Raw genomic sequence first — 12,733 nt, 5'->3', positions numbered from 1 at the left:
TTCAATATACAGAATTTAATTTTCAAAAGTGTTCAATTTGAAATTGCAATTTTCGAATAAATAGTGGGAGGTAAATTTTGATTCTTATGTATATGAATTTGATAGTATATTTGCTATCAAAAAAAGGGAGTAATGCGCGAAAAAAGCTAAAATTTGAAATGTACGAGCGTTTAAACGATCATAATGAATTTTATGAGTATTTGAATTCATTGACAGTTAAGGAACAGGCAAAATTGTTATCACTTATTAAGCAAGTAGAGCTTAATGGTATAAGTGTCGCTATTCAGCAACATTGGGTAGGAGTAATTGATTCAAATATTTTTGAACTTAGGGCTAGATTCTCTAATAAACGGATGAGAGGTTTGTACTTTCACGTAGATGGTGACAAGTACATAATTACGCATGGTTTTACAAAAACGACCAAAAAGACGCCTCTTCGAGAAATTAAGCATGCTCATGATATAAGAAATGAATATTATGAAAGGAAAAATTATGAGTAAAAGTATTGATGATGTAATTCAAGAAAAAATGAAAAATCCGGGATTTAAAAAAGCATTTGAAAAAGATATGGCTCAGTTTAGTAGCTCAGTGGCACTTTTAAAAGCTAGAGAAGATGCGGGCTTAACGCAACGTGAACTAGCTGAAAAGGCTGGTGTACCTCAAAGTACAGTAGCTCGTATTGAACGTGGATACAGTACGAGTACCAAAACGCTTTCTAAACTTGCAAATGCAATGAATAAAACTATGAGAATTGTAATTTCATAATAATCAAAAAAGCCCACAACTTCTACAATTTGTAAAAGCTGTGAGCTTTTTCTTTGTTTTAAATTAACGATCTTCGTGGTTAGTGAAGTAACGGTAATCTTTACTCTTGTCGAATAATACGGCACGAGCGTTTTCACCATTTGAGATGGAGAAGATTGCGTCAGGGTATTTATCCTTAACTTCGTCTTCAATAAGTCCTCTCATCATTTCGTTGTTAGCCAAAACTGAACCAGTCAAAGCAATCTTCATTGGCTTTGGATCTTCGTAACGATTAAGACCAATAATAATATCGCGAGCTAACAAGTGAGCTTGATGTTGGATGATCTTGATTGCGTCATCGCTGCCTTCATCTGCAAGCTTAGCAACATGAACTGCCATGCCGGCAACTTCAGGATTAGACATTCTGTAGAATTTAGCGTTACATTCATCCATGTGTTCTACGCCGAATAACTTAGTGAACATTGGAATAAGTGCGTTATCTTCACGCTTGTCCCAGCTAAGAAGTGCAGATTGCATAGCTGAACGAGCAATAGCATAACCTGAACCTTCGTCACCTAAAATGTTACCGTAACCACCAACAGCGATTAAGTGACCGTTTTGTAAGCCGTTGTATACTGAACCAGTACCAGCGATAACAAGAGCACCGTCATCACCTTCAAGACCAGCATAAAGGGCTAAGAGTGAGTCAGTAATAGCACGGGTAGGTAAGTTGTTGATTCTTGATGAAATAGTAGCAGCAACTTCAGGTGCGTTACCAACAACTGAAAGACCGGCAATACCTACTAAAACGCGCATACAGTCGCCGTCAATCTTGTTTAACAATTCGTTAATAGTATCTGAGATGTTTTTAATTCCGCCTTCGTAATCAGCGTTAATTTGACCAGGACCGCCTTCTGCGCGACCAAGTTCTTTGCCGTTTTCGTCATATGCAATGGCAGTTGAGTGAGTACCGCCTGCATCTACACCAATTTGGTATGTAAGAGCCATATTCAAATCTTCTTTCTATATTAATTTATCCATATGATAACGTATTCATTTTATTACATTTTTATATTATAGGTCTAGTATTATTTTTCCATGTTAACGCTAACACTGATACTTTTGTTTATTTTTATGTAAATTACTAAGGTAATCAAGCTGATTAATAAGCCGGTTATGAGAATCCATGGAATATAAATCAAAGTTATCTGATGTTTACCGGGATTAAGGTTAAAACTCAGAAAAGCATTAGCAAATAATACTTTATTTTTATGAAGAATTTTACCATTATCAATTACTAACCAGTTAATACTACTTGGGATAGTAGATTTCATGGTCATTTTTTTATGAAGGGAAAAATGATTGGATTTGATAACCAAGGCAGAGGGTTGAGTAATTTGAGGTTGAATTTGCTTAAATGAATGCATTTCTTGGGCTAGCTTTTTGGTATCTAAACGCCATAAATTTGCTGCATTTAAGTCTAAATTGTCTTTTTTCAGAGTAATAGCAATTTGGATACGTTGGCCACTTTGTCTACTTCCTAAATTTATCAGTCGAGTATTTGAATCACGTACTGTAAGGTTAACGAAACTACCGTTAACGTACATATCAATAGCGTTGTCATCAATATCACCAGGCAACTCGAGATAATAAGAAGAATTTGTTTTAGGCCTAAGGTTAAAAATTAGACGAGCTGATTTATTCTTTCTCTTTTTGGAATATTGCATCCAGCCGCCATCCCAACTTGAAACATTAATCTTTTTTGGATCGGGCCAAATTACATTATGGAAGAGAGTAGTAGTATTGCCAGTTGCCGCTTGTAAAAATTGAGTTTGATTTTTAGTGATATTACTAGGATCGAACTTCATCTTTTTGGTAGAAGTTGGTGATAAAAATAAAAGTGGCAGTGCATAATTATTTTTCATTAAAATTAATTGGTTAAATCGTTTTTGTAAATGATAATCACCAACGTCGATTCTTTGATTTTTATTATCATATTTCATTTGTTTTTTTTCTTTAAGTGGGGTGATTTCTTCATTAGGAAGAATGTAATATTTAATGCCAAAAAGATCGTCAGTAATTGGAGTACCGCCAAAATTGGTATAAGAATTGCTGTTATTAACAAAACCTAGATTATTTAACAGCGACAGCACATGTTGGTTGGAGATGGAATTGAAGTTGCTCAAACCATAATAATTAGCACTAAATGGATCATCATCGGAACGATAAAAATTCTTTTCGGTTCTATATAAGCTTTGATCATGATTAGTTTCATAGTTAGTAACTTGCGTTGTATTTTTTACAAAATTTTGATAATCGTAATTTTTTTGATAGGCCAAATTTCCTAATGATAAGACCAAATTAATTACCAATTCCAATTCAATTATTAAATAAAAGAATATTGCTGCATAATTGTTTTTATTATAAATAAAAGCGATAAACAGTAAGCCCAAAGCTAAAAAAGCTCCTGTGGCAATTTGAGCATTTTCATTTAAGAAATCAAATGATTGATCATTAAACGTGACAAAAAGAATCAGTCCCAAAGCAACAATAGCTAATGGCAGAACTTGCCATAGTTTGATTTTTTCTTGCTGATTTAATGCGATGATTGCTAAGTTTAAAGCTAAAAAAATCAACACAAAACTAAAGCGACCAGGGTACCAGACAGGAAATTGACCTAAGTGCCATAGTAAGACTAATGGTGTCCAAAATAGTGAAGCGATTAAAAATAAAAGCAGGAGGCCATTAGCTAATTTAGTTTTCCAATTAATTTTTTTATTTAGAAAGTAAAGAATAGTCAACAACAAAAAAGGAAGAGGAATAAAAATATTTGGCATCCCTTCTTGCATTTCATGAAAATTATAAGCACCATCGGCAAGCTTAGTTATTTGATTATATGGGATAAATTGAAATCCCCATGACCAATTTGCAGAAGATGCTGCCTTTCCTTGCAACATTTCAATAAAAACTGGCAATAACATAAAAGCATCTAAAAAAGACCCCAAAATACTTTTTATTAAATATGATTTAAAAATAGACCATTGCTTTTTTCTATTGAAGAAGAAAATCTGGGTCAATAAATAAAGAAAGCCAAAAGCTAATGTCATAAATGCGGTATAAAAATTGGTAAACCACAGTAAAAATGTGATTAAGATTAGATGGCTTTTCTCTTGCTTTAGCGTGCGATCGATTTCATTAATTAAAAGAGGCAAAAGTATAACTGAATCTAGCCACATCAAGTTGAAGTGGTTGGCGATAACATATCCTGATAATGCATAGGCGCTGCTTGCAGCTAAAGCGTAGAATGGCATATTTATTTTTTGCTGCCAGTAATAATAACTAGTTAAGCCACTTGTAGCGATTTTTAGTCCGATAATTATTAAAATAGCTTGCGGTAATAAATTTTCTGGAAATAAGAATAAAAGTAAATTAAACGGGCTAAAAAGATAATAAGCATCTGTTGCTAACATCGATCCGCCTAATCCATTTGAAAAGGAATAAATTAAGCGAAGGGGATGAGAAAACAAGTTATTTCTAAAAAAAGCGAGGAAATCAACATATTGTTGCCCCAGGTCTACTGTTAAAACGCCATTTTTGGTATAAAAGAAGTAGCTGAAGAAAATTAAACCAGGTAAAATAAAACTTAATAAAAAAAGAAGATTTTTTTTAGCAGTAAATAATTTATGGATAGTAAAATAATTATTCATCTTAAAATTTAGCTAAGCTCCATTCTCAATCGTAGAATTAACGTTCAGTTTTTGTTAAAATACATACAGTTTTAGTAAGGGACGATATACGTGGATTATTTTAGAAAAAATAGTGGGACTGGTTCAAATAAACAGTCTTCTACTCCAATAAGAATGCGAATCATCGTAGGGGTTATCCTTGTGCTTTTTGCGATGTTGATCGGACAACTGGCTTATTTACAGCTAGTATATGGATCTCGTTTTAAAGCAGAAGTACAACAATCGGATTCGACAGTTGTTTCAAATCAGGTGCCGCGAGGTGTTATGTATGATGCTAAGGGACATGTATTAGTAGGAAATAAGGCTACTAATGCTATCACTTATACTAAGAGTGCTTCGACCACCACAACGCAGATATATCAAATTTCTAATGCGTTGAGCAACTATATTAAGATTACAGATGAAAAGCCGACAAAGCAAATGATTGCCGATTATTATTTAGCTGATGAAGATAATAATACTAAGATTTCAGCTGAATTGCCTAAATCAGCTAAGGTAGATGCAAGCGGAAATAAGAAAACTAATTCCGAGGTTTACCAAGCCGCAATTGCTTATGTTGAAAAAATGGATCCTAAGTTAACTGAAAAGCAAAAAACGGCCGCATTGATCTTTAATAAGATTTCTGGTGCCTATACTTTATCAACTATTTATATCAAAAATAAGGGCTTAACTGATAAGGAAATCGCTCAAGTGGGTGAACACCTATCAGAGTTGCCAGGTGTCGGTATCGGAACTGACTGGCAAAGATCTTATCCAAATGGTTCATCTATCCAAAGTATTATTGGTTCAGTTTCTACTGAAAAATCCGGATTACCTAGCGATAACTTGCAGTACTACTTGAGAAATGGCTATTCTCGTAATGATCGAGTAGGTACTTCATATTTGGAAAAGGAATATGAACCGCTATTAAAAGGAACGAAGTCAACTAGCAAGGTAACTACTAAGTCTAATGGTAATATTCAACAGACTAAGACAGTTTATGATGGACAAGCTGGTGCCAGCTTAATGTTGACGATTGATGCCAAGTATCAAAAGGAAGTTCAGGCATCTTTGAAGCGAATTTATGGTTCAGCTATTGGTGCAGGAGCAGCTCGCTATTCTAACGGTGCCTACGCCGTGGCAATGAATCCAAATACGGGAGCATTATTAGCGGTAGCTGGTATTAACCGTAATACGAATACAGGCAAGACTACCGATAATGCCTTAGGTGTAATCAATCAGTCATTTGTTATGGGGTCAGTAGTTAAGGGTGCAACTGTTTCTGGTGGTTTGATTAATAAAGTTATTACTCCTACTAGCAACACTTTGCCCGATACGCCAATTTATCTTCCAGGTTCACCAGTTAAGAAATCTGTTTACCCAGTCGGAACATTCAGTTCATTGGATGCCGAAACAGCGCTAGAAGTTTCAAGTAACATCTATATGATGAACTTAGCAATGAATTGGGTTGGTGCAAAATATGTACCTAAGACCTACATCCATATGCCAGACAATGCTTTTAATACTTTAAGAAGAAACTTTGCAATGTTTGGTCTTGGTCAAAAGACTGGTGTTGACCTTCCTGGTGAAGTTGCCGGAATTGAAGGTAAGTCCTTCAATTCTAAAGGAAATATTCTTTCTGGTTCAGTACTTGACTTGGCATATGGTAACTATGATGCTTATACACCAATTCAGCTTGCTCAATATGTATCTACAATTGCTAATGGTGGTTATAGAATGCAGCCATATATTGTGCAGTCTGTTGGGAAGACAAGTAAAGACGGCAAGAAGATTTATATTAACTACAATAAGAAGCCAAACGTTCAACAGTCTATTCCATGGACTCCAGATGAATTAAACGTAGTTAGAAAAGGATTCTGGCGTGTAGTACATGGTACAAATGGTTGGGGTACTGCTCACTACTTGAAAGATGTTAAACCATCAGTTTCAGGTAAAACTGGTACTGCCCAAACTTTCTACTATGATGCTGAACACCCTAATAGAAAACATAATATTGAATTAATTAACGCTACTTTCATTGGTTACGCTCCATCTAAAAATCCAAAGCTTGCTGTAGCTGTGGTGTTCCCAGGTCTTGATCCAGACATGGAAGGGAAGTATACTTTGCAAGTCGCTAAAGCAATGATTCAGGATTATTTTAAACTTCATTCAACAAAATAAAGAATTAACACTGGTCAAATTGCTTGAAAAATGCTATTCTAGTACAGTCAGAATAAAAGTGTAGGTGGTGAAAAAAATGGCAGATAACATCATTTTAGAATGCACCGAATGTGGCGATAGAAGTTACTTATCTAAGAAGAACAAGCGTAAGCATCCGGAACGTTTATCTTTGAAGAAGTATTGCCCAGTTGAAAGACGCGCAACACTTCACCGTGAAACTAAGTAATAAATCAAAGTAGCAGGTTGTGTGCCTGCTATTTTTTGTAGGTAAAAAATGAAAAAGTCAGAATTAAGAAAAATACAAATAAATAAATTAAAGCGTTTTGCCAAAACTGAAGATAAAAAATTAGAAGATACAATTTTACTTAAAAAGTTAATGGAATCTGATTTAATCAAAAATAGTCAAACTATTGGAATAACTGCTTCTCTACCTTTAGAGGTGGATACTTCCGAAGTAATTGCTCATTTATGGGATGAGGGTAAAGAGGTATATTTGGCCAAAGCTGAAAATGATCAAGATCATACTTTAAATTTTTTGCATTACACATATATGAGTAAATTGAAAAAATCTAGTTTTGGTGTAGAGGAAATCGCTGACCCAGATGCTATGGTTAATAATCATTTGGACTTGGTGATTGTGCCTGGATTAGCATTTGCACTTGATTCTCACGTTCGTCTTGGTTTTGGTGGCGGCTATTACGATCGCTTTTTAGCAAAATATAATCCTAAGACTGTATCACTAGTGAATTCTCAGATGCGATTCCAACATGCTGAATGGCCTGTTGAAAACACTGATATACCAGTTCAGACGCTGATAACTACTGAAACACATTAATTAATTTAAGGAGGCTGGAATGAAGCAAAAAATTAACCTCTCACAAATATTTGTGACCTTAGGAATTTTAATAGTTTTATTAATAGTCTTTTTAGTTGAAGTCTTTTTAGGTGGCTCCGAAAACGTCAATGTTTTGATGAAAATGGGAGCAATGAATAATTATGCGGTAGTCGCTGGTCATCAATGGTGGCGTTTATTTACTGCTCAGTTTTTGCATATTGGTGTCATGCATTTAATATCAAATGCTGTCATTATCTATTACATGGGTCAATATATGGAGCCAATTATGGGTCATACGCGCTTTTTAGTTACGTATTTATTGGCTGGAGTTGGTGGTAATTTATTTAGTTTGACTTTTAGTTCAGATCGAAGTTTAAGTGCAGGAGCTTCAACAGCCTTGTTCGGACTTTTTGGGGCTATGGTTGCCATTGGCTTGCGTAATTTCCATAATCCAATAATTAGTTTTTTAGGAAGACAAGCTTTTGTCTTAGCACTGATTAATTTAGCGTTAGATATTTTTGTACCCGGTATTGATATTTGGGGTCATATTGGTGGTTTAATAACTGGCTTCTTGCTAGCTATCATTTTAGGTGATCGCGTAATGCGGACGTATAATCCTAAGTGGCGCGTTTTAGCGGGCGCTGTTTTGATCGTTTATATAGTGTGGACTGTTAGAACAGGAATGGTTATTAACTTTTAAATGAAGACTTTATACGATGTACAACAACTTTTAGAAAAATATGGCATTTTAGTTCATGTTGGTAAAAGAATCTGGGATATTGAATTGATGGCGCTCGAACTTGATAATATCAATAAAGCCGGTTTAATTGATAAACATGATTATATGATTGCAAAATTGATTTTACGTAGAGAACATAGAATCGAAGAACTAAAAGAGGAAGATAAAAAGAAAAAGGATAGCAAGTAAATTAGTTTAGCGGTATCATTATATTTGTAAGTTTTTATGGAAGGGCAGATTAAGGTTTATGTCGAGTTTTTTAATTATCTTAGATTTAGTTTTATTAGCCATTATTTTAGTTTTTGTAGGTATTTGGGGATGGAATAAGATCCAAGCCAAATCTATCGGCGGTGAATTGACTAATGAAGAATTTAAAGCAGGCATGCGCAAGGCACAAATTATCGATCTGCGTGAAAAAGAACCGTTTAAGCGCAAGCATATTGATGGTGCCCGCAATTTGCCATATACAATGCTTAAATACCAATATAATGAACTTAGAAGTGATTTACCGGTTTATCTTTACTCAGATTCAAACACAATTACTTTGAGAGCTGCCCGTTTCTTAAAGAAGAAGGGCTTTGTTTCAATCCACTGGCTTAAAGGTGGTTTTGAAACTTGGGATGGTAGAACTAAAAAGTCTAAATATTAATAAAAAAAGACACATTTAGAGCTGAAGGAGCCTAAATGTGCTTTTTTGTATCAAAAATAAAATTGAAAAGATGATGATATGCAAAAAGTACTAGCAATAGTAGGGCCAACTGCCATTGGTAAAACAAATTTGGCAATTTCTTTGGCGAAAACATTAAATGGTGAGATTGTCTCTGGTGATTCTATGCAAGTTTACCAAGAAGTGGAAGTCGGTACAGCTAAGGCAACTAAAGAAGAGCAGGCAGAAGTTAAGCATTATTTAGTTGATACACGATCAGTATTTGATGAATATTCTGTCAAAGATTTTGTTGGTGAAGCTACTAAGGCGATCACAGATATTAGTGAAAAAGGTAAATTTCCTATTTTAGCAGGCGGAACAGGCTTTTACGTTAATGCTCTGTTGAATAAAATGCAGTTGGGAGAAAAAAAGGACGAAGACAGCGGAACTTCCCAAAAGTGGGAAGTTTATTTAAAGCAGAATGGACCGCAAAAGTTGTGGGATATTTTAAATGAAAAAGATCCAGAAGCTGCTAAGAAAATCCCAGTTCCTAATTCGCGCAGAACGATGCGGGCATTAACGGTGATTGATCGTACAGGTGAAAAATTTTCACAACAACAAAAAAAGATTGAACCTAGATATGATTATCTGATTATTGGTTTAAATTCTGACAGGCAAGAAATTTATCGCCGAATTAATTTGCGCGTTGATCGCATGATGCAAAAGGGGATGCTAGAGGAGGCAAAGTTTATTTATCAAAATAGGGATAAAGAACATCAAGTATTGCAAGCTATCGCATATAAAGAATTTTTTCCTTATTTTGAAGGCAAAAAAGCTTTAGACGAGTGCGTTGAGCAACTTAAAACTGCATCTAGGCGGTATGCGAAGAGACAGCTGACATACTTTAGAAATCAGTTGCCAGTTAATTGGTTTGATCCATTAAATGATCCTGATTGTAAGGCAAAAATTATTGAAAAAGTAGAGGCATGGAAGAATGAATAATATATCAGATGAATTGCAAAAAATAGTAAAAGAAGTAGATAAACAAATAGCTCCTAAATTGGCAGAAATTGAGGATCAGATTGTTTATAACCAGGCTAAGGTATTGCAAGCATTTCAAGATAATAGCGTAGCAGAAGCTGATTTAAACGGTGCTACAGGCTATGGTGATGATGACATTGGTCGTGATAAGTTAGATCGAGTTTATGCGCAAGTCTTTGACACGGAAGATGCATTAGTGCGCCCTCAGTTTGTTTCAGGTACTCATACTTTGTTTACAGCATTGAATGGTAATTTGAAATATGGCGATACTTTGACTTATTTGACGGGGATGCCATATGATACTTTGCAAAAGGTAATTGGTTTAACTGATGACAAGCGTGGCACTTTGGCTGAAAAAGGCGTTAAGTTTTCATATGTTCCGCTAAAAGATAATTTGGTTGACTATGATGAAGCTGAGAAGATTCTCCGTAGAGATCAGCCTAAGGTGGTAGCGATCCAGAGATCACGTGGTTATTCGACTCGTAAGACTTTTACTATCGACCAAATTAAAGAGATGATTGCTTTTGTTAAGAAAGTTAGTCCACAAAGTATTGTCTTCATTGATAATTGCTACGGTGAATTTTCTGAAAAGCATGAAGCAACCGAATATGGCGCAGATTTAATGGCCGGTTCTTTAATAAAGAATGCCGGTGGTGGTCTTGCTAAGATGGGTGGCTATATTGTCGGTAAAAAAGATTTAGTGGAAAATGCTCGTCTTGCACTTACCGCTCCAGGTTGCACTGATGAAGGAGCAACAATTGGTAACTTGCATGACTTCTATGAGGGCTTTTTCTTAGCACCTAATGTAACTGGTATGGCTGAAAAAGGTATGATTTTTGCGGCAGCCTTGTTTGCTAAAATGGGAATGAATGTCACTCCCGCATGGGATGAAAAGCGTAGCGACATTATTGAAACAATTATCTTTAATGATCCTGACAAAATGATCAAATTCGTTCAAGAAGTACAAAAGAATTCTCCAATTGACTCTTTTGTTACTCCAGAAGCAGTTCCAATGGAAGGCTACGAAGATAAGATTATTATGGCAGCGGGGAACTTTGTTTCAGGCTCAACTATTGAGTTTTCTGCAGATGGTCCAGTTAGACCACCTTATGCGGTTTATATGCAAGGTGGCTTAACATATGCGCATGATAAAGTAGCTGTTATTAATGCTGTAAGGGATACATTCTTTAATCAAAAATAATTTTAATTTTTTACTAGACCAATTTGACATTTATAAATTGGTCTGCTATTGTATTAGTCAGTTCTAGGAGATAAAAATAAATCATAGGACCATATCAATTTAATATTTTTGTTTTTATAGGTGGATAAAACTATGAGTAAACAATATACTGCAGAAGAAATTAGAAAAGAAGTTGAAGATAAAGACGTTAGATTTTTACGTCTTTGCTTTACTGATATTAATGGTACTGAAAAGGCTGTTGAAGTACCTAAGAGTCAATTAGACAAAGTTTTGAATAACGATATTCGTTTTGATGGTTCTTCAATTGATGGCTTTGTTCGTCTTGAAGAAAGTGACATGGTTTTATATCCTGACTTTTCAACTTGGACAGTTTTACCTTGGGGTGATGAACACGGTGGTAAGATTGGACGTTTGATTTGTTCAGTTCATACAACTGATGGCAAACCTTTTGCAGGTGACCCAAGAAACAACTTGAAGCGTGTTATTGGTCAAATGAAAGAAGCAGGCTTTGATACATTTGATATTGGTTTTGAAATGGAATTTCACCTTTTCAAGTTAGATGAAGATGGTAATTGGACTACCGACGTTCCAGATCATGCATCATACTTTGATATGACTTCAGATGATGAAGGCGCAAGATGTCGTCGTGAAATCGTTGAAACTTTGGAAGGTATGGGCTTTGAAGTTGAAGCAGCTCACCATGAAGTAGGTGATGGTCAACAAGAAATTGACTTTAGATTTGATGATGCATTGACTACTGCAGATAGATGCCAAACCTTCAAGATGGTTACTCGTCAAATTGCAAGAAAGCATGGTTTGTTTGCTACATTTATGGCTAAGCCTGTTGAAGGCCAAGCTGGTAACGGTATGCACAACAATATGTCACTCTTTAAGGGTAAGCGTAATGTCTTCTACGATGAAAATGGTGAATTCCACCTTTCAGATACTGCTCTTTACTTCTTAAATGGTATTTTGGAGCACGCTCGTGCAATTACTGCAATTGGTAACCCAACTGTTAACTCATACAAGCGTTTGATTCCTGGTTTTGAAGCTCCTGTATACATTGCTTGGGCTGCTAAGAACCGTTCACCACTTGTACGTATTCCTAGTGCTGGTGAAATTAACACTCGTTTGGAAATGCGTTCAGCTGACCCAACTGCTAACCCATATCTTTTACTTGCTGCATGTTTGACTGCTGGTCTTAACGGCATTAAGGAACAAAAGATGCCAATGAAGCCAGTTGAAGAAAACATCTTTGAAATGACTGAAGAAGAAAGAGCAGAACATGGTATCAAACCATTGCCAACTACTCTTCACAACGCAATTAAGGCATTTAAGAATGATGATTTAATCAAGTCAGCTTTAGGTGATCACTTAACTCATAGCTTTATTGAATCTAAAGAATTAGAATGGTCTAAGTATTCACAATCAGTTTCAGATTGGGAACGTCAACGTTACATGAACTGGTAAAATAGCTAATTAATAAGAATCCTCATAGTTCGAAGCTATGAAGGTTTTTTGTTGTATAATCAAAAATGGATATTTTGATTATAACGATGGAGAAAAAAGTTGAACAAAAAGATAAAAGTTGGGTTAATTACTTGTTGTAGTTTGTTACTTT

Annotated in this window: 13 protein-coding genes; 11 read left to right on the top strand and 2 right to left on the bottom strand. The window is 35.3% G+C overall.

Going from position 1 to position 12,733, the window contains the following annotated elements; translation table 11 throughout:
- Positions 1–86 precede the first annotated feature (86 nt).
- Both CP355_RS02530 and CP355_RS02525 read left to right on the top strand, forming a co-directional pair.
- A complete protein-coding gene (locus tag CP355_RS02530) occupies positions 87–500 on the top strand; it encodes a type II toxin-antitoxin system RelE/ParE family toxin (protein ID WP_369823209.1) in 414 nt (137 codons plus the stop codon).
- Positions 493–765, top strand: coding sequence for a helix-turn-helix transcriptional regulator (locus CP355_RS02525; protein WP_025005336.1), 273 nt, complete (start codon positions 493–495; stop codon positions 763–765). The genes CP355_RS02530 and CP355_RS02525 overlap by 8 nt, the downstream gene beginning before the upstream one ends.
- Before the next feature lie 63 nt (positions 766–828).
- Here the strand turns inward: CP355_RS02525 and CP355_RS02520 are convergent, their stop codons facing one another.
- On the bottom strand, positions 829–1,752 hold the full coding sequence (locus CP355_RS02520; RefSeq protein ID WP_098043825.1) for an N-acetylglucosamine kinase: 924 nt from the start codon (positions 1,750–1,752) through the stop codon (positions 829–831).
- A gap of 80 nt (positions 1,753–1,832) precedes the next feature.
- Complete coding sequence (locus tag CP355_RS02515; protein WP_098043824.1) at positions 1,833–4,451, bottom strand: YfhO family protein; 2,619 nt, start codon at positions 4,449–4,451, stop codon at positions 1,833–1,835.
- Positions 4,452–4,541: 90 nt separating this feature from the next.
- Here CP355_RS02515 and CP355_RS02510 point away from each other — a divergent pair, with 90 nt between their 5' ends.
- From CP355_RS02510 to glnA, 9 genes are all read left to right on the top strand, one after another.
- Entirely contained in the window at positions 4,542–6,650 is a 2,109-nt protein-coding gene (locus CP355_RS02510) for a penicillin-binding protein 2 (protein WP_098043823.1), read from the top strand.
- 76 nt (positions 6,651–6,726) lie between these two features.
- Complete coding sequence (gene rpmG, locus CP355_RS02505) at positions 6,727–6,876, top strand: 50S ribosomal protein L33 (RefSeq protein WP_003548272.1); 150 nt, start codon at positions 6,727–6,729, stop codon at positions 6,874–6,876.
- Positions 6,877–6,924: 48 nt separating this feature from the next.
- Positions 6,925–7,485 carry a 5-formyltetrahydrofolate cyclo-ligase gene (locus tag CP355_RS02500; RefSeq protein ID WP_098043822.1) on the top strand — a complete coding sequence of 187 codons (561 nt, stop codon included), beginning with the start codon at positions 6,925–6,927 and terminating at the stop codon, positions 7,483–7,485.
- A gap of 19 nt (positions 7,486–7,504) precedes the next feature.
- Positions 7,505–8,185: a rhomboid family intramembrane serine protease gene (locus CP355_RS02495; RefSeq protein WP_087176485.1), complete on the top strand. Its 681-nt coding sequence runs from the start codon at positions 7,505–7,507 to the stop codon at positions 8,183–8,185.
- Positions 8,186–8,413, top strand: coding sequence for a YqgQ family protein (locus CP355_RS02490; RefSeq protein WP_025005341.1), 228 nt, complete (start codon positions 8,186–8,188; stop codon positions 8,411–8,413).
- Between the two features lie 58 nt (positions 8,414–8,471).
- Entirely contained in the window at positions 8,472–8,873 is a 402-nt protein-coding gene (locus CP355_RS02485; RefSeq protein ID WP_025005342.1) for a rhodanese-like domain-containing protein, read from the top strand.
- Between the two features lie 78 nt (positions 8,874–8,951).
- Positions 8,952–9,872, top strand: coding sequence for a tRNA (adenosine(37)-N6)-dimethylallyltransferase MiaA (gene miaA, locus CP355_RS02480; protein ID WP_025005343.1), 921 nt, complete (start codon positions 8,952–8,954; stop codon positions 9,870–9,872).
- Positions 9,865–11,112, top strand: coding sequence for a methionine gamma-lyase family protein (locus CP355_RS02475; RefSeq protein WP_098043821.1), 1,248 nt, complete (start codon positions 9,865–9,867; stop codon positions 11,110–11,112). The genes miaA and CP355_RS02475 overlap by 8 nt, the downstream gene beginning before the upstream one ends.
- A gap of 132 nt (positions 11,113–11,244) precedes the next feature.
- Positions 11,245–12,582: a type I glutamate--ammonia ligase gene (glnA, locus tag CP355_RS02470; RefSeq protein WP_025005345.1), complete on the top strand. Its 1,338-nt coding sequence runs from the start codon at positions 11,245–11,247 to the stop codon at positions 12,580–12,582.
- Positions 12,583–12,733: the final 151 nt, after the last annotated feature.

The organism is Lactobacillus sp. UMNPBX4, from assembly GCF_002554115.1.
Classification (GTDB): domain Bacteria; phylum Bacillota; class Bacilli; order Lactobacillales; family Lactobacillaceae; genus Lactobacillus; species Lactobacillus gallinarum.
The sequence above is the reverse complement of the archived record's forward strand: the minus strand, read 5'-3'. Positions and strand labels throughout refer to the sequence as shown.